Source organism: Sporomusa malonica (assembly GCF_900176355.1).
GTDB classification, from domain to species: Bacteria; Bacillota; Negativicutes; order Sporomusales; family Sporomusaceae; genus Sporomusa; species Sporomusa malonica.
In genome coordinates, this window is sequence record NZ_FWXI01000019.1 from 35,390 (window position 1) to 53,968 (window position 18,579).

The window sequence follows — 18,579 nt, forward strand, 5'->3', positions numbered from 1 at the left end:
TATGGAAGCCAAAGGAATGAATGAGAGAATACAAAAACTAAGAACGCAGAGTTTAACTGCCGAGCCTCATCTGTCGATCGAACGGGCCGTGTTAGTTACTGAGGCTTATCAAAAATACGCCGGCACTGTTGAAACCCCAATCTTGCGGGCACTGACTTTTAAATACATTATGGAAAACAAAACGTTATGTATCAATGAAGGCGAATTGATCATTGGCGAAAAGGGCGAAGGACCGCAATTCGCACCAAGTTTCCCAGAACTGTGCTGCCACACGATGGAGGACCTTGACGTGATGAACCGTCGGGAAAAAATCTATTTCCGGGTAAGCGATGAGGATAAAAAAGTTCAGGCGGAAAAGATCATACCTTACTGGCAAACCCGTTCTCTGCGCAAGCTCATTTTTGAGCGAATGAGCCCTGAATGGCTGGAATGCTATGAGAGTGGCATATTTACCGAGTTTATGGAGCAGAGAGGTCCTGGACACACAGTTGCCGACGGGAAATTCTATAAAAAGGGCTTTCTAGATTTCATCGTTGAAATTGAGCAAGCCATTGATTCGTTAGATTGCTACAATGACCAGCGTGCTTATGAGAAGAAGGTCCAGCTGGAAGCAATGAAAATTTGCTGTGATGCCATTATTGCCTATGGCAGGCGCTATGCTGAATATGCCAGGAGTTTAGCGGACAAAGAGACAAATGCGGCTAGAAAAAAAGAACTTTTGGAGATTGCCAATAACTGTGAGGTTGTGCCTGCTCACAAGCCCGAAACTTTTGCTCAAGCTATTCAGATGTATTGGTTTATTCATATTGGGGTGACTACTGAGCTCAATCCGTGGGATGCCTTAAGCCCGGGGCGGCTTGACCAACATCTTTGGCCTTTTTATCAGCAAGGCCTAGAGCAAGGGATACTCACCCGGGATACGGCTAAGGAGCTCTTGCAGTGCTTATGGGTTAAATTCAACAATCAGCCTGCGCCGCCGAAGGTTGGCATCACGCTGAAGGAAAGCAGCACGTACACCGATTTTGCCAATCTTAATACAGGCGGGGTCACGTCAGAGGGTGCAGATGGGGTTAATGATGTCTCCTATCTTATTCTGGAGACCATGGATGAAATGAAATTACTTCAGCCAAGTTCTAACGTCCAAGTGAGCAAAAAGACCCCCCAATACTTTCTGCGAAAAGCCTGTGAGGTGTCTCGCAAAGGGTGGGGGCAGCCGGCGTTCTACAATACCGATGCCATCATTCAGGAATTGCTCAGAGCAGGTAAAGAAATCACTGATGCCCGTGAAGGCGGGGCCAGCGGCTGTGTGGAGACAGGGGCTTTTGGTAAAGAGGCGTATATTTTGACCGGCTACTTCAATTTGCCTAAGATATTGGAAATTACCTTAAATAACGGTTTTGATAAAAATACCGGCAGACAACTGGGCTTAAAGACAGGCCATGCGGCTGATTATAATACCTATGAAGAACTCTTTGCTGCGTATAAGAAGCAACTCCATCACTTCACCAACATCAAAATACAGGGTAACAACGTCATTGAGCGGATTTATGCTACCCAGATGCCGGTACCGTTCTTGTCTATTATCATCAGCGATTGTATAAAAAAAGGAATGGACTATAACAACGGCGGTGCCAGATACAACACCAACTATATCCAGGGGGTTGGGATAGGTACGTTGACTGATTGCCTTGCGGCAATTAAATACAATGTGTATGACAAGCAGCGGTTTACCATGGCAGAATTGATGAAAGCCATTGACGAGAATTTTTCCGGACATGAACATATATATAATCTTGTACACAACAAGACGCCTAAATACGGTAATGACGATGAGTACGCTGACCAGGTTATGATGGAAGCTTTTGACGCCTTTTACAACGAAGTTACCGGCAGACAGAATATGAAAGGCGGGGTATACCGCATCGATATGCTCCCCACCACTTGCCACGTATATTTTGGTTCGGTAATGGGCGCTGGCTCTAATGGCAGACTAGCCGGCAAACCGTTGTCTGAAGGTATTTCGCCAGAGAAAGGTGCTGACCGGAAAGGGCCTACTGCAGTGATCAAATCGGCAGCGAAAATGGACCACCTGCGGACGGGGGGCACTTTGTTAAATCAAAAATTTACCCCATCAGTGGTGGCCGGTGAACAGGGATTAGAAAATATGGCCGCCTTAATACGAACCTATTTCAATCTGGATGGTCACCACATTCAATTTAACGTAATCGATCGTAAGACACTGATAGATGCCCAAAATAATCCTGAAGAATATAAAGATCTAATTGTACGGGTTGCGGGCTACAGTGACCATTTTCATAACCTGTCGAAAGAACTCCAAGATGAGATTATCGACCGGACGGAGCAAACTATATTCTAACTCTAAATAATAAAGCCGTTGTGAGTTTTTCTCGCAACGGTCTTTTGTAGTAAAAAAGTATACTAAATACATTCAATTTCAAGAAGGATAAGTGCAATCAATAAGGAATAGTTATAAATAGGAAAATATTACAAGGGGGAATTCCAATGGCAGATATCTTTTACAAATGTGAGAAATGTGGTTGGATTCTTGAGGCCCGGGAAGGAAAAAAAACAGAGACATGTGAAAAATGTGGCGGTAAAATTGTTGCAGTAGCTCAACAACCAGGACAATTTGGGTGTGTTAATAAATAAGAGTAGTATCCTCCGTAGAATGGCCCTTTGCTGATTGCAGAGGGTCATTTTACATATAATACTGTCATACTGGTTAGCTTCACTACCAAGGGGGGAAGTATGGTTACCGAAAAGTGCGTACTTGTATAGATCTGTTTTGTAAGATATATTATGTGCTAAGGAAAACATCCTGCACTAATGATGTGCAGAGAGAATTCAAGGAGGATAAGTATGAAAGTTATTGCTTTTAACGGTAGTCCACGCAAAGAGGGTAATACCTATTCGGCGCTAAGCGCAGTCGGTGAAGAACTAAAGCAGCAAGGAATTGAATTTGAAATTGTTCATATTGGCAACAAAGCCGTTCGCGGTTGCATTGCCTGTATGGGGTGCGTAAAAAATCAGAATGAACGCTGCGTAATCGATACTGACGAAGTGAATGATTGGATTCAAAAGATGAAAGAAGCCGACGGAATAGTACTGGGATCACCTGTGTATTATGCTGGCATTGCAGGAACAATGAAATCGTTCTTAGACAGAGCATTTTTTGTTACCTCTGTCAATAATTCCATGTTACGGAATAAGGTTGGTGCGACAGCAGTGGCCGTAAGACGCTCAGGCGGTGTGTCGACCTTCGATTCACTAAACCATTATATCATGTATTCTGAGATGCTTATGCCGACGTCGAATTACTGGAATGTAACTCATGGTCTCATGCCTGGAGAAGCGTTAAAAGATGAAGAAGGAAGCCAAATCATGCGTGTCTTAGGAAAGAATATGGCTTGGTTATTAAAGGTGTTGGCTGCAGGTAAATCTCAAGTAGAACCTGTTTTGCCTGAGAAGAAGAAAATGACAAACTTCATTAGATGAAGTCCCACTATGGATGATAGCGGCCATATAAAGTGACAAAGCGAATGTCGTCAGGTTTAGATCAAAGTGTCTCGGCAAAAATAGGCGAGGCACTTTGTTTTCCTGTAAGAAAGTATAACTTTCCGTCTGGATAAGGGCAGCATCGGCTTCCGCTTTCGCCAAGGCTCGGCGCAAGCCGTGTTTTCTTTATATTTTAATAACTATTGTTCTGACGCCTGGCAGCTATGTTTGCTGGTACTTGGTTCAAGCTGACTTATGTAGTTAAGTCCCCATTGACAGAGGGTGGCTAAGATCGGCAACAAACTTTTGCCTGCCTCGGTGAGAGAATACTCTACTTTGGGTGGTATCTGCGTATAGATGAAGCGTTTGACCAGGCCGCTTTCTTCCAATTCTCTGAGCTGTTGGGTCAGCATTTTTTGGGTGACCTTAGGCAATGCTTTCCTTAGTTCACTAAACCGCAGGGTATTTTCCCCTAAGTACCACAGAATAAGCGCTTTCCATTTCCCGCCGATGAGGTCTAAGGTTAACTCCATCGAACACTGGTACTCGGTATTCTTAAATTTGATCATGAAACCACTCCTCGTTTTGTGAATGAAACTTTTTCAGTCTATGGTATATAAAAGGGTACTATGATACAAATAAGTGCGTACTTGCTGATTGTTGCATTAGCAGATATTATTATAGCAGGAAACCATTTGTAAATACAGTAGAGATTTTTTTCTGTTGAAAGGAGGGTGAAATGATGATAACAAAAGAAATGGGTATTGGTGAGGTTGTTGAGCAATATCCAAAGACGATTGAGGTATTTCGTAACTATGGCATGGGTTGCTTTGGCTGTGCAGCAGCTCGCTTTGAAAATATTGATCAAGGTGCCCAAGCACATGGTATCAATATTGAGGCGTTGATTGCCGATCTAAACAAAGCGGTATAAATTTTCCGGAATATTTTTATGAAGAGGGCTGTAGTACCGGAAATCAGTGTGGTTGGAGGAATGTGTATGCAAAAGATCGTTGTTATCAATGGTAGCCCCCGTGAACAGGGGAGTACTGCTGCTTTGGTAGACGAGATTAGTAAGGGTGCTGGTAATCGCGGGGCTCAAGTCAAGGTATACAATTTAAATAGTATGAATATCAAAGGCTGTCAAAGCTGCTACGCCTGCAAAGCACAAGGTCGCTGTGTCCTGCAGGATGACATGCAAGAGTTATATGATGAGATCGCTAGTGCCAGCGGAGTTATCTTCGCAACCCCGGTGTACATGTGGCAGATGACGGCACAATTAAAACTGGCAGTCGATCGTTTGTATGCCTTTCTAAAACCCGACTATTCCAGCTATTTGACTCCAGGTAAGAAGGTGTTGCTCGCGGTTACGCAGGGGAGACCTGATACGTCTGCGTTTCACCACTATTTTGAGCACATGGGCAAGATGCTTTTGTTCCTCGGTTTCGGAGATTATAAAATACTTATCGCCGGGGGGACACGTAAGCCAGAAGATTTGCTCAGTCAAACTACAGTGGTAGAAGAAGCTAGACAGCTGGGCGGCTGGCTTGTCGAGTAACCCGGATCTATTAAAAGTATTGTTATGATGTGAGAACTATTACCGGATAGAAATGTTCCTATGTTTCACTTGTTTAATCTTGACAATGTAAGGAAATGGAGTATTCTATAAATAGACTTATTCTCAGGGCGGGGTGCGAGTCCCCACCGGCGGTATCCCAGGAATACTGGGGAGCCCGCGAGCGCTCCTAATATAGGAGGTCAGCAGATCTGGTGAGAGGCCAGAGCCGACGGTAATAGTCCGGATGAAAGAGGATAGGACAGTTACACCTATTATTTAAATACGATATTACTTATAGCTGTCTGTCCAAAAACGCCCTGATTCGGGTGAGTCGACTAAAAAATTGGAGGCGACTACTTTGAATCAGAACTTACTTACACAGTTTGGCAATTCCCAAGAGCGGGTTGAGCGGGCGCTTGACTCGCTGCGTAATGGTCGAGGAATCTTAGTTACTGATGATGAACTGCGGGAAAACGAAGGAGATATTTTCTTTGCAGCTCAATCATTGACGGAAAAACAGATGGCGATGCTAATACGCGAAGGCAGTGGCATTGTTTGCTTGTGCTTGCCAGAGGAGCGGGTAGAGGCATTAGCCTTAGCAATGATGGTTGAGGATAATACTAGCCATTTCCAGACTGCATTTACAGTTTCAATTGAGGCTGCAACCGGGGTTACTACCGGTGTTTCGGCGGCTGATCGGGTAGCAACCATAAAAGCGGCGATTGCGGATGATGCAGCTCCAGACCATCTCCGGCGTCCAGGGCACATATTTCCACTGAGGGCACGTGCTGACGGAGTCCTGGAACGCCCAGGACATACAGAAGCTAATGTTGATTTAATGCGGCTTGCTGGGCTAAAACCTTATGGTGTATTATGTGAGCTTACTAATACAGATGGTACAATGGCCCGGTTGCCTGAAATAGTAGCCTTTGCTAATAAAAATAATATGCCAGTTGTGACTGTAGAAGATATTGTTGCTTATCGTCGGCGCAAGAGTGACCATTAATATTTCTTATAAAAAGCTTCAGGAATATGTTATTCTTGAAGCTTTTTATTTTTTCTAGGAGCCACCTCGCTAGGTACTCAAGTGACACTCACTATGAATAAACAGTCTGTAGACATAAGTAATGACAGTAAATGCCGGAATTGGTATAATGGGTACTCTAAGGGCTTTAATTTATGGCGAAATATGAAAGGATAAGCAAATTGATGGCAAAGATATGGTCAATTATTGCCACGCTTCCTTTTGGAGTGTTGGTTGTTACGCTTATAGCTTATTTCCGGATAAGTATAGATAATTCTTTATCTGCGATTATATTCAATTTTTCATATGCGCTTTATGCTGTAGCTCTACTACTGAGCTGGTGGTTTAATCGCAGTCGGGTCTTTTTCATTACTATAGTGATTGCTCTTTCGCAGTATGCTCTGAGTGAGCTGGCTGCAGCCAATGTTGGCATGCCCGGTGTCCCAGCAGATATTTATCCTGTTATTTGTATCCTGCTGCCTATTAATATATTTGTTTTTTCCTTACTAAAAGAGCGTGGTATTTTCAATGCCTGGGGCTTAGGTCGTTTTTGCATTATTGGTTTTCAAGCATTTTATATTTCCCTGGCAACCATATCAAATGATGCCTCTTTGCTTAGCCTTTTTTCTACAGAGATTCTAACTGATACGTTTGCTGGCACCGCAATTCCGCAATCGGCAATTTTTGCCTATATTATGGCATTCTTGTTAATTGTAAGAAGGCAATTAAAGAATCGCTCACATCTGGATAATGCACTGTTAGCCGTATTAGTTGCTTCGATGATTGCGCTGCATTTGAAAAATCAGCCTTTAGCGATTCCTATTTTCTTTTGTGCTGCTGAAATTATGCTTATCATAGCTGTAGTACAGGATTCTTACTCAATGGCTTACCTGGATGAACTGACAGGCTTGCCTGCCCGCCGCGCCCTTAAAGAGGAACTAATGAAATTAAGAGGCGAATATACAATCGCGATGGTGGATATAGACTTTTTTAAAAAGTTTAATGATACTTACGGACATGATACCGGCGATGAAGTACTGCGCCTGGTGGCATCTGTGCTTAAAAAGGTGACGGGAGGCGGTAAAGCCTTCCGTTACGGCGGTGAAGAGTTCACAATAGTATTTCCTCACACAAAAATTGCGGATGCCTTACCCTACCTAGAGGAATTGCGCATTGCAGTAGAAAAAACTCCCTACGCGTACCGGGGTAGCAAAGAGAAAAAGACCAAGAAAAAGCCATCGCTCAAACAGCTCTTCGTAACTATCAGTGTGGGGGTAGCAGAACGCAGCGACAAGAATAAACAAACGCAGGAAGTAATCAAAGCCGCTGACAAGGCCCTCTATCGTGCCAAGAAAAAGGGACGGAACTGTGTGAGTAAGTAAAGAATGGCTGCTTGGTTCGTGTTTGGGAGAAGGCGGTGAGGGGAGTTGACTCCACACGCACAAGTGAATTCAATCGCTTGACAGAGGATATAATGTACATTAGAATAAAAGAAATGCATAATAACTAAACATAATACGTACCTTAGTCACTGCAGACTTTCTCGCAAAATTCGTGAGAAGGTCTTTTTTTTTGGTCGCTTGCCTGTAGTTCATTTCTTGGCTGGAAAAGGAATATGTGAAAATAATTGAGATGGAGTGTTGTTATGTCTGAATTACTTGAATGTTTGTTGCAAGCGCTGTTGCCAATAGCACGTATTACTGGTGGGTATGCCACTGTAACTGATAAGGACGGTGTCCGGATTAAGACTGTCGATTCACAGGGTCAAGAGGTTGAAACGTTAAAGGGCAAGATATTTAACTTAGCTAAGGAATCTGGCAGTACGGGGAATGTCAGTGTAGGCCCATCACAGCTTACTGAGGGGGCTGAAGCCTGGAGCTTACCTTTAGGAGAATATGTACTTGCTGCAAGCAATTTTGAACGGCTGAAATGTGAGCAGGAGTTAGAGGAATCATTGAAGCAGGCATTACCATTTATTGCCAGGGTTGCTGGCGGCGAGGCGGTGCTTTTTAATGAAGAGGGAAGACGGGTAGCCAGTGTCGGAGTTGATGGTCAAACCAATGTTAATTATATTGGAAAAGTGAGTGTTGCTGCCCAACAAGCCATCCAGAGCCAGCGGCCGGTGATTGGCGATTCTATGTCAGGGATGGGTGCTGTAGCGGTGCGGATCCCTATAACGAGAAAATTTGGATTCGGATTTAATAATGAACAGGGTGTACGCCGTCAGCAAAAATTAATGGAAGAGGTTAAAAAATTCCAATATGCCCGCTACAATTTTACCGATATTATCGGCTCAAGCGAAGCCATAGAGAAAATGAAAAGTAGGGCAGCTTTTGTTGCTAAGGGAATATCGTCGATCATTATTTCCGGTGAGACCGGCACAGGTAAAGAATTGTTTGCCCAGTCAATTCATAATGCCAGTGAACGTCGGAGTAAACCCTTTATCGCTATTAATTGTGGTGCTTTGCCTGAGTCACTGATCGAAAGTTGTTTTTTTGGTTATGAAGAGGGTGCATTTACCGGAGCGAAAAAAAGGGGGAGTCCTGGAGCGTTTGAGCAGGCCAATGGCGGGACAATATTCCTTGATGAAATAAGCGAAATGGACTTCAATTTACAGAGCAAGTTACTGCGTGTATTGCAAGAACGGGAGGTTACCCGCATCGGCGGTGGGAAGCCTTTCCGGGTTGATGTAAGGGTTATTTCCTCGACCAACCGGGATCTAGTTGAAATGATAAATAGCGGTACCTTCAGAAATGATTTATATTATCGTTTGAATGTTGTTGAACTTAAAGTTCCATCCTTGCGGGAGCGATCAGAAGATATTCCGGCGTTGGTCAGAATATTTATCAGTGAGTTTAATAATCTGTTAGGTAAATTTGTTACAGGAATCTCAGAACAAGCTGTATACCATTTATGCCGGTATCAGTGGCCAGGTAATATTCGTGAATTGAAAAATTGTATTGAATATATCATGAACATTGTGAGCATTAACGAAAGCACAATAGAAATAAGCCATTTACCTCATTATATACATAGCCCAATATCGCAGAAAAAGTACGAGCAACATATCGGTACTTTAGCTGAATCGGTGGCTGCTGTGGAAAGAGAATCAATCATTGGGGCTCTGAAGTATACGGGCGGGGCTAAGAGAGAAGCGGCCAAACTCCTGGGTGTTAGTACAACAACACTGTGGCGCAAGATGGTCGAATTAGGAATCATAACAAATGTAAGCATAAAGTGAAAGACCGTCGCGGTAATTGCGATTATGTAAGATGCATTGCAAAAATAAAATGCAATAAAAGCGGATAATGCCGCCTTTTGCGGTAACTATTCTGAAATGCATTTCACAATTGAAATGCATTTTTATTTATAGCCTTAATTCTATTTTAACAAGTGAGGGAAAGCGTAGGCAGATATCTAATAAGATGACGTTATTTTACCTGTTTTGCACATATATAAGTTTTTTCGACGATCTGGCATGATAATTGCAAATATAATTAGGCAAGTCCAAAATCAAGGGGGTGGAGCTATTCATGGAATTTTCTTACTATAATCCGAAAAGCATTCAAGCTCTGGTAGACACTCTAGGTGGGCTGCATAGCTATGCTTTACTTGCTGGTGGTACTGACCTATTAGTAAAAATGAAAGAAAAACTACTACGCCCAATGCCGGAAGCAGTGGTTGATATAAATGGTATTGACGCTTTGCATGAAATTACTGACGAAGACGATTATTTGTGGATTGGTGCGCTTGTCCGTCATACTGCTTTAACAGAGTCAGCACTAGTCAATAAAAAGGCGCTGATTTTGGCAGAAGCCGCCGGACAGGTTGGTTCACCACAAATTAGAAATAGAGGAACAGTCGGAGGTAATATTTGTAATGCATCGCCTGCTGCCGACACCGTGCCGGCCTTGTTAGCTCTTGATGCTAAAGTGAAAATCGCTAGTGAGGGCGGCTTTCAGGAAATGCCATTAGCTGATGTGTTTCAAGGGCCAGGGCGAACTTGCTTGTTACCAGGACAATTTATTTCACAGATTAAAGTTCAGCAGATTAAACCTGATGAAGGGGCGGCTTTCTTGAAGTTTGGTAAGCGGAAGGCGCTGGCTATTGCTATTATTAACTGTGCTGCTTGGGTGAAAATAGCTGACGGCATAATCAGTGATACTCGAATCGCCTTTGGTTCAGTAGCGCCTACCCCCATTCGTTTATATGAATTAGAAAAATGGCTAATTGGCAAACCGGCAAATGCTGAGGTCTTTGCTCAGGCTGGTGTAATCGCAGCACAGCTGATTAAGCCAATTGACGATGTGCGTAGTAAGGCGAGTTACCGCACCCGCTTGGCGCGGGTTATTGTATTCAGAAGTTTAGTGACAGCGCTGGAGCGTGTGCAAGTGGGGTGTAGCTTTGAGTAGGAAAAGCATATCGTTTACCTTAAACGGGGAAAAGACGGAAATTGAAGTAGAACCGACCCTGCTACTAGTCGATATGCTGCGCAATCGGTTGGGGTTGACAGGTACGAAGATTGGTTGTGGTGAAGGCGACTGCGGAGCCTGTACAGTACTTTTGGACGGTAAAACAGTCAATTCCTGTTTGATACTGGCTATGCAGGTAGAGGGGCATGAGGTGCTTACAGTAGAAGGGTTGGGTACTTATGATAAACTGCATCCGTTGCAGTCGGCATTTATTGCCGAAGGCGCTGTACAATGCGGTTTTTGTACTCCAGGCATGCTGCTTAGTGCAAAATCGCTGTTAGATGAGAATCCACAGCCAACGCGCCAGCAAATAGCCAAACATATTTCGGGGAATTTGTGCCGTTGCACCGGCTATGCCAAAATAATCAATGCCATTGAAAAGGTAGCAAACAGTTAATAGGTCTGGGGAGGTGAGTAAATTGAGCCAATATCGGATCGTGGGACAGTCGGTGAAAAAGTTGGATGCGGTTGATAAAGTATTAGGGAAAGCTCAATTTGCCGCTGATATTCATTTTGACGGAATGTTATATGCAAAGGTATTTCGTAGTAATGTGCCGCATGGAATATTACGCTCGCTTGATGTGTCGAAAGCTGAGGCGATGCCAGGCGTGGTGGTTATTCTGACAGGTAAGGATGTACCAGGGTCCAATAGTACAGGGATGATTGTTAAGGATGAGCCAGTACTTGTCAAAGACAATGGAAAAATCCGCAAAATAGGTGATCCGTTGGCCCTGGTTGCGGCCGAGACCGAGGTGCTGGCAGAAAAAGCACTGGAACTTATTGAAGCTGACATCGAATTGCTGCCGCCGGTCTTTGACCCTGTGGCAGCAATGACAGATAGCAGTCCAAAGCTATACGCAGATGGCAATATATTAGCAGTCCGTAAGATTCGTAAAGGTGATACTGGCGTGGTTTTTAGGCAGTGCGCGGTGGTTGTTGAACAAGAATACCGGACGCAAATGGTAGAACACGGCTATATTGAACCAGAAGCAGGGGTAGCCAAACTTGATGGTGACGTAGTGAACATATGGGTTTCTACACAAAACACACATTTTGATGCCAAAGAGGTAGCTCGGAATCTCGAAGTAGGCCTCGACAAGGTACGAGTGATTCAGGCTGCGACCGGCGGGGGTTTTGGTGGAAAATTAGATATCTCGGTGCAGGTTCATCTAGGACTGCTAGCGATGAAAACACGACGTCCTGTAAAGCTTGTCTATTCGCGGACTGAGTCGATTATTAACTCATCTAAACGCCATCCCTGTACTATAAAGATGAAGACAGGCACTGATAACAATGGCAAACTGCTGGCAATGGAGTGCACGATTATCGGTGATACTGGGGCCTATGCGTCATATGGGCCAGGAACGCTTACCCGGACTGCAGTGCACGCAACCGGCCCATATGAAATTCCGCATGTTACGATTGACGCCCACACGGTATATACTAACAACCCTACGGCAGGTGCCATGCGCGGATTTGGCGTACCGCAGGTCGCTTTTGCCCATGAAACACAAATGGATATACTGGCGGAGAAACTAGGCATTTCGCCGCTAGAGATCAGACTGCTGAACGCGTTACGTCCTGGTGCAGTGACAGCAACAGGGGCGGAGTTAAAGCAGAGTGTCGGTATTGTTCCGACATTAGAAAAGACTGAAGCAGCTGCGAAACCGATTATAAACAGTCAGTGCACGCACGTAACCAGTCAGAAAAAACGCGGTGTCGGCATGGCCTCAATGTGGTATGGCATCGGTAATACTGGGTTGCCCAATCCGTCTGGAGCCTATGTCAATTTACTGGATGATGGCACAGCACTTATCTTAACTGGTTGTGCTGACATTGGACAAGGGTCTGATACTACTTTGGCGCAGATTGTAGCCGAGGAGTTTGGCATAGATATGGCGGATATCCGCGTGGTTTCGGCTGATACTGGGATTACTCCTGACGCCGGAGCATCGTCTGCCAGCCGGCAGACATATATCTCCGGCAACGCAGTGCGGTTGGCCACGCAAGAGGCAAAAAAAGTGCTTATTGAGATGGCTGCAGTCATGTTAGGGGTTGCTCCTGGTGACGTGGTTGTAGGCCATAAGGAACTTTGTGTCAGGGCTGATTCTGATCAATCGCAATTTTTGGCAGATTGCCTAAGTGAATGCCGTCTTGATTTGGGTTTATCGCCTAAAGGCAAGGGCCAATCGGTATCGCTGGTTGATTGTATTGCTCAATGCCGGATAAAAGGTAAGCTTACGCTGGGGCACGGTTGGTTTAATCCGGACACAACCGGTTTGGATCCGGAAACCGGGCAGGGTATACCCTATGCCACATATGCATTCGCGACCCAAATTGCTGAAGTTGACGTAGATACCGAATCAGGAGAAATTGAGGTTATCCGGATTGTTGCCGCCCACGATGTGGGACAGGCCATCAACCCGATTAATATAGAAGGCCAGATTGAAGGCGGGTGTACGATGGGCTTGGGCTATGCGCTAACAGAGGAGATACAGGTTAGTGAGGGAAAGATTTTGACTAAAAATCTGGCTACATATCTTATGCCAACCGCGCTGGATATCCCGGAAATGTACCCGCTTATCGTGGAAGAGCCTGAACAAACCGGTCCGTTTGGCGCAAAAGGAGTTGGAGAACCGACACTAATCCCCACAGCTGCGGCTATTGCTAATGCTGTATACAACGCGATCGGGGTGCGGTTTACGGAATTGCCAATAACTCCGGAGAAAGTTTTGGCCAGACTGCACGAAAGGCAGAATGCTTAATTTATTTATTTTCCACCAGTAGGTGTGCCGGAAATCAAACAATGATTAAGTGGAAGCAGAATTTAACCTCAAGTCGTGGGGAGGGTTTGGATTCCGGACACCGCAGCTGTAGCCAATGACGTCTATGCTGTGACCGGTGTATAGATAGATTCATTGCGATAGCCTTGAATAAGGATTAAGCAATGACGACTAAGGAAAAGCAGCAACGGTGCAGCTAGATGGAGGGATGCAGAAAAAGGTATTGCTGGCAGGGATTTTTACACCAAAAAATAGAGGAGTTGTTTACATGTCTACGATTACTGAGCGTTTAGGAAACTTACCCCTCGGAAAGTTCCATTGGCGGTTATTGCTGATTATGTGTTTAGGTTGGGCCTTTGATGCCATGGATACTGGGATTATTTCATTTGTTTTACCTAAGCTGATTGCTACGTGGAAATTGTCTTCGGCGCAAGTTGGTTTTGTTGGTAGTGTAGGCTTAATTGGTATGGCGCTTGGTGCAATGCTTGGCGGTACAATCGCTGACTATATTGGCAGAAAAAAGGTTTTTGCCGCAACTTTGATTATCTACAGTCTGGGAACAGGCGCTTGCGGCTTGTCTTGGAATTATGAGTCACTGCTCTTTTTTCGTTTTTTAGTTGGTTTTGGCTTGGGTGGACAACTGCCTGTTGCTATTACTTTAATGAGCGAGTATTCACCTACGAATTATCGGGGCCGGATGATTGTACTGCTTGAAAGCGCTTGGGCTTTCGGCTGGTTGGCGGCATCAATCATTTCCTATTTGATTATTCCTAAGTACGGGTGGGAAGTTGCCTTCTATATAGGGGCAATACCTGCACTGTATGTCTTTTACCTGTGGCGGGCTGTGCCGGAATCGGCTATGTTCCTTATGAAAAAAGGACAGGTAGATGAAGCACATGCGTTAGTGTCAGATATTGAAAAACAGCTTGGTGTAACACAAGGTCAGAAACCGTCACTGGCGGAAATGCAAACAGCAGCATCTGCACCAGCATTTAGTGTGCTGCAATTGTTTAGTCCTCAATATATCAAGCGGACAGCATGCTTATGGATATTATGGTTTTGCATTGTATTCTCCTATTATGGTATCTTTCTCTGGCTGCCTACCTTACTGGTGAAAGCCGGACATGATATGGTTAAATCTTTTGAGTTTGTATTATGGATGACTGTAGCGCAGATTCCAGGATATTTTGCTGCGGCTGCGTTGGTTGACAAGATTGGACGTAAGGCGACTATGGCCAGCTTCTTGCTAGGCTGCGCCTTCACTGCGTACATGTTTGGCAGCGCTGTTTCGGTTAGCGATATTTATTTGTGGGGCTGCTTGATGTCCTTCTTCAATCTAGGTGCCTGGGGTATTTTATACACCTATACGCCTGAACTATATCCCACAGAGGCTCGGTCCACCGGTGTGGGTTGGGCAGCAGGTTTTGGTCGGATTGGCGGTATCGCCGCGCCAATGGTTGTCGCTGCGATGATTACTGGTCCTGATAAAATCCCATTAGTATTTATGATGTTCACGGCAGTGCTGGTTATTGCGGCACTAGACATGATTATTCTCGGGGATGAAACCAAACAGAAAGCATTGAACTAGACTGTAATAAAAAGAATCGGCAGAGAAATGGAAGTTTCTCTGCCTGTTCTTTACAAATCTCAGGAGGTGGCTGACATGGCGTATACAGCAATAACAAATATCGGAATTATGGTCTCTGGGAACATTAACAAGCCGATTTTACCGGCTGACACGATTATTATCCATGATGGAAAAATTGAAGCTGTAGGCGATAGAAAACTTCTTGAACCTCTTAAACTACATTCTGATGCATATAAACTCATTGATGCCGGTGGTATGACGGTAGTGCCAGGGTTGATTGATTCACATGTTCACCCAGTCATAGGCGACTATACCCCCAGGCAGAAAATGGCTGATTTTATAGATAGTTCTTTGCATGGCGGCGTAACCACCATGATCTCGGCCGGTGAGTGCCATACCCCGGGCCGTCCGACTGACCCGGTAGGTGTAAAGGCTTTAGCTGTGCTGGCGCAACGCTCTTTTCAGAAACAACGACCTGGCGGTGTAAAGGTACATGCCGGTGCAGTAATTCTGGAACAAGGTTTGACTGAGGCTGATTTTGCCGAATTAGCAACTAATGGTGTATGGCTTGTTGGGGAAGTTGGGCTGGGTTCAATCAAAAAGCCGGCAGAGGCTGCGCCAATGGTGCAGTGGGCAAAAGCACATGGCATGAAAGTCATGATGCATACCGGCGGCACCTCCATCCCTGGCAGTTCAACCGTTACGGCGGCAGATGTCCTGGCGGTCAAGCCCGATGTGGTTTCGCATATTAATGGCGGGCCAACTGCCATCTCCCCGGCTGAGGTTGACAAGCTGATCACAGACAGTGATTTGACTCTGGAGATTGTCCAATGTGGTAATCCCAGGATAGCTGACTATACTGTGCGTAAATTGGCCCAATTGGGTCAACTGGACCGGGTAATTTGCGGCAATGATGCACCCTCTGGCACTGGTGTTATTCCGCTTGGTATCTTACGGACAATTGTTCAAATCGCCAGTATGTCCGCTATCCCGGCAGAAGCAGCAATTGCCATGGCTACCGGTAATACGGCACAGGTATACGGGCTTAACACCGGGATTATTGCTCCCGGTAAAGAGGCCGATTTGGCTATTATCGATACCCCGCTGGGTTCAATCGGGAAAAATGCCCTGGAAGCCATTCAGGCCGGAGACATACCTGGTGTGGCGCTGGTCTTAATTGATGGGGAAATTAAGGTGAATAAAAGCCGGAATACACCGCCTGCGGCAGGCAAGGTAATGGTGGAACAGGTCTAAGGGGGAAGACACGTGATTGTAATTGAGGAAAGTCTGTGTAAAGGCTGCGGGCTTTGTATAAAAAATTGCCCCACAGGCGCTGTTACCCTAACTGATAAAATAGCGCGGCTCAGTTCTAACTGTACCAGTTGTGGCATCTGCATGCGTATCTGTCCCTGCGGCGCTGTTGGGCGGGATGATGCTGTGCCTGAAGGTGCTGCCGTATGCAAGGCTTGTCCGGTGCAGTGTGCAATTCAGCCTGGCTTTGAAGGGGCTTGCCGTCGGTATACAAATGTAAATGGCACACTTGTACGCAATCGCGTGTTAGTATCGGCTAGTGATCGCGCTGGCAAGTCGTATCCGGAAATACCGGACCGTCCTCTAATTACGGCTGTAGGCGCGGGTACCGAATACCCCTGCTGTAAGCCGGCGCCGCATATCGTTAGCGATATCGTTCGAGATATTGAGGTAGTAACCGTGGTTACCGAGGCACCACTCAGCTATAGTGGCATTAAAGTCAAGATTGACGCCAATGCCCATATTGGGGAAGAAGGCGCGCGCGTTTTCAGGGACGGTGCCGTGATCGGCATGGTGGATACCGAGGAGTACGGTGCTAAGATGTTATCAATCGGCGGTGCCAATATCTTAAGCGGTAAGCATGGGTTTACAGCAGCTCGAACTATTGTTGGTTTAGCAAATGGCGAGCGGATGGTATTACAAGTAGAAAAAGGCAGTAAGCTTGACGTTGCTGTTGGCCAGCCGCCAATCATTGACGGGGTGACGGAAAAGAAGATGCGGGTTGGCTGTGGTAGTGCAACGGTTGGTATGTTTGCTGCTCAGTTAAGTGCGGTTGTTGATGAAGCCATTGTTCTGGACCACCATGTCATTGGTTTGCTGTCTGAGCACCGAGCTGGGGAAGAAGTCGGGATGACCTACAGCGGCGTTATTCCCAACGGGCGTAAAAGTACGCGCGGGCGTTATTTCGGTGATCAAGGTCATGGCTGGGGCGGCACCAACATCGCCGGACCGTTGCAAGCTGTAAAAACGGTGGATATGAAGCTGGCTGCACCAGGGCTGCGGATATTGGTTACCGAGACGACTGGGCAGCAAGCAGGACTCGTAGAGGTACAGTCTGATGGTTCGCTAATAGAAGTACCAATGACTGCTGAAATTCAGGCCGCTGTCGACCTAATTGCCGCCAATTGCGAGGAGGCTCGTGTATCGGCAGTGTATGTAGGGGGAACAGGTGGTAGTGCTCGCGCTGGGGTGACAACTTACCCGATCAAGCTCTCACGGGCAGTGCATGAAGGTGAGGTTAAACTGACGATCGGCGGGGCACCGACTTATATTCTTCCTGGTGGCGGTATTAATTTTATGGTTGATGTAGAGAAAGTGGTACCCAAGGCGTTTACTTGGGTTGCTACTCCGGCCACCGTGGCGCCGGTTGAATATACCATGACAAGGGCAACTTTTGAAAAAATTGGCGGACATACTGCCGCTGTTAAACCTGTGGCTACAGTAAAAAAAAGGATGTTTAAACAATGATTGTAGTTACTGCTCCTGGGAAGATCAAACTGGATTATGGTCCGATGCAAATGACGATTGCGGCGCAGGGGGACAGCGGCCCCCTGACAGAGACTGCGCAAGAGGCAGCTTGCTATGCTATGAAAGTATTGGCCGAACTGGCAGATCATCAAAAACAGGCAGCTAGCCCGCAGCAGGACATAATAGCCAGCGACCGTTTGCCGGAAGTGTTACAGCGCATGCTTACGGCTGTAAGGCGTTCTGGTGATGAAACACTGACGCCAATGGCGGCGGTAGCCGGCACGATTGCCGATCTGACAGCCGACTGGTTAATGGCGCAGGGTGCTACAAAAGCTGTTATCAATAACGGTGGTGATATTGCCATCCGGCTGTCAGGCACCCAGACAACTACGGTAGGAATAGCACCGGCTATTGGCCTAAAGCCTACCCATGTATTGTCGCTTGGCAGGTGCCAAGGCATTGGCGGTATTGCCACCAGTGGCCTAGGCGGTCGCAGCTTTACCAAAGGAATCGCTACCGCTGCTGTAGTAGCGGCTAGCACGGCTGCCGTGGCTGATGCGTGCGCCACCAGCCTGGGTAATGCCACCTATGTTAAGCATCCAGCAATTAAACTGGCCAGGGCTGATGAGCTTGATCCTAATACGGATATTCGCGGGCATCAGGTAGTGCAGGAAGTGGGCTTGTTGCCACCGGCGGTGGTAGAAGCGGCACTCCTGAACGGTTGGACACAAGCTGCTGAATTATATAAACAAGGTGTCATTAAGGGGGCAGCTATTTTTGTCCAGCAACAGTTGGTCATGATTCCGGAGGGCTTTATTGTTGAAATAATGGAGGCAAGCTAAGTCTCTCTTTATAAAGTAGAC

16 protein-coding genes and 1 riboswitch are annotated in these 18,579 nt (G+C 45.9%); of the genes, 15 read left to right on the plus strand and 1 reads right to left on the minus strand.

The window, feature by feature from the left end; translation table 11 throughout:
- Position 1: 1 nt before the first annotated feature.
- The 3 genes from hypD (at position 2) to B9A22_RS18480 (ending at position 3,516) form a co-directional block, all read left to right on the plus strand.
- On the plus strand, positions 2–2,377 hold the full coding sequence (gene hypD, locus B9A22_RS18475; RefSeq protein ID WP_084577416.1) for a trans-4-hydroxy-L-proline dehydratase: 2,376 nt from the start codon (positions 2–4) through the stop codon (positions 2,375–2,377).
- Between the two features lie 146 nt (positions 2,378–2,523).
- Positions 2,524–2,670: a DUF1922 domain-containing protein gene (locus B9A22_RS25570; RefSeq protein WP_176215591.1), complete on the plus strand. Its 147-nt coding sequence runs from the start codon at positions 2,524–2,526 to the stop codon at positions 2,668–2,670.
- Between the two features lie 210 nt (positions 2,671–2,880).
- The gene (locus B9A22_RS18480) at positions 2,881–3,516 is read left to right on the plus strand and encodes a flavodoxin family protein (RefSeq protein WP_084577417.1); all 636 of its coding nucleotides are present in this window, start codon (positions 2,881–2,883) and stop codon (positions 3,514–3,516) included.
- Positions 3,517–3,716: 200 nt separating this feature from the next.
- Here the strand turns inward: B9A22_RS18480 and B9A22_RS18485 are convergent, their stop codons facing one another.
- The gene (locus tag B9A22_RS18485) at positions 3,717–4,085 is read right to left on the minus strand and encodes a winged helix-turn-helix transcriptional regulator (RefSeq protein WP_084577418.1); all 369 of its coding nucleotides are present in this window, start codon (positions 4,083–4,085) and stop codon (positions 3,717–3,719) included.
- Between the two features lie 170 nt (positions 4,086–4,255).
- Between B9A22_RS18485 and B9A22_RS18490 the strand changes: the two genes are divergently transcribed.
- The 12 genes from B9A22_RS18490 (at position 4,256) to B9A22_RS18545 (ending at position 18,558) form a co-directional block, all read left to right on the plus strand.
- Positions 4,256–4,447: a DUF1858 domain-containing protein gene (locus tag B9A22_RS18490; protein ID WP_084577419.1), complete on the plus strand. Its 192-nt coding sequence runs from the start codon at positions 4,256–4,258 to the stop codon at positions 4,445–4,447.
- Positions 4,448–4,513: 66 nt separating this feature from the next.
- Positions 4,514–5,071 (plus strand): flavodoxin family protein, encoded by a 558-nt coding sequence (locus B9A22_RS18495; RefSeq protein WP_084577420.1) that lies wholly within the window; start codon positions 4,514–4,516, stop codon positions 5,069–5,071.
- A gap of 115 nt (positions 5,072–5,186) precedes the next feature.
- Positions 5,187–5,331, plus strand: a riboswitch (FMN riboswitch).
- 98 nt (positions 5,332–5,429) lie between these two features.
- Positions 5,430–6,077, plus strand: coding sequence for a 3,4-dihydroxy-2-butanone-4-phosphate synthase (gene ribB / locus B9A22_RS18500; RefSeq protein ID WP_084577421.1), 648 nt, complete (start codon positions 5,430–5,432; stop codon positions 6,075–6,077).
- Positions 6,078–6,280: 203 nt separating this feature from the next.
- The gene (locus B9A22_RS18505; RefSeq protein WP_176215592.1) at positions 6,281–7,477 is read left to right on the plus strand and encodes a GGDEF domain-containing protein; all 1,197 of its coding nucleotides are present in this window, start codon (positions 6,281–6,283) and stop codon (positions 7,475–7,477) included.
- A 263-nt stretch (positions 7,478–7,740) separates the two neighbouring features.
- On the plus strand, positions 7,741–9,336 hold the full coding sequence (locus B9A22_RS18510; RefSeq protein WP_084577423.1) for a sigma-54 interaction domain-containing protein: 1,596 nt from the start codon (positions 7,741–7,743) through the stop codon (positions 9,334–9,336).
- Between the two features lie 292 nt (positions 9,337–9,628).
- Positions 9,629–10,507, plus strand: a complete 879-nt coding sequence (locus B9A22_RS18515) for an FAD binding domain-containing protein (protein WP_084577424.1) — start codon at positions 9,629–9,631, stop codon at positions 10,505–10,507.
- On the plus strand, positions 10,500–10,964 hold the full coding sequence (locus B9A22_RS18520; protein WP_084577425.1) for a (2Fe-2S)-binding protein: 465 nt from the start codon (positions 10,500–10,502) through the stop codon (positions 10,962–10,964). The genes B9A22_RS18515 and B9A22_RS18520 overlap by 8 nt, the downstream gene beginning before the upstream one ends.
- Positions 10,965–10,986: 22 nt before the next feature.
- Positions 10,987–13,332 (plus strand): xanthine dehydrogenase family protein molybdopterin-binding subunit, encoded by a 2,346-nt coding sequence (locus B9A22_RS18525; protein ID WP_084577426.1) that lies wholly within the window; start codon positions 10,987–10,989, stop codon positions 13,330–13,332.
- Positions 13,333–13,618: 286 nt separating this feature from the next.
- Positions 13,619–14,938: an MFS transporter gene (locus B9A22_RS18530; protein ID WP_084577480.1), complete on the plus strand. Its 1,320-nt coding sequence runs from the start codon at positions 13,619–13,621 to the stop codon at positions 14,936–14,938.
- A gap of 75 nt (positions 14,939–15,013) precedes the next feature.
- Positions 15,014–16,192 (plus strand): amidohydrolase family protein, encoded by a 1,179-nt coding sequence (locus B9A22_RS18535; RefSeq protein ID WP_084577427.1) that lies wholly within the window; start codon positions 15,014–15,016, stop codon positions 16,190–16,192.
- Between the two features lie 12 nt (positions 16,193–16,204).
- The gene (locus B9A22_RS18540) at positions 16,205–17,716 is read left to right on the plus strand and encodes a DUF362 domain-containing protein (RefSeq protein ID WP_084577428.1); all 1,512 of its coding nucleotides are present in this window, start codon (positions 16,205–16,207) and stop codon (positions 17,714–17,716) included.
- Complete coding sequence (locus B9A22_RS18545; protein ID WP_084577429.1) at positions 17,713–18,558, plus strand: FAD:protein FMN transferase; 846 nt, start codon at positions 17,713–17,715, stop codon at positions 18,556–18,558. The genes B9A22_RS18540 and B9A22_RS18545 overlap by 4 nt, the downstream gene beginning before the upstream one ends.
- Positions 18,559–18,579: the final 21 nt, after the last annotated feature.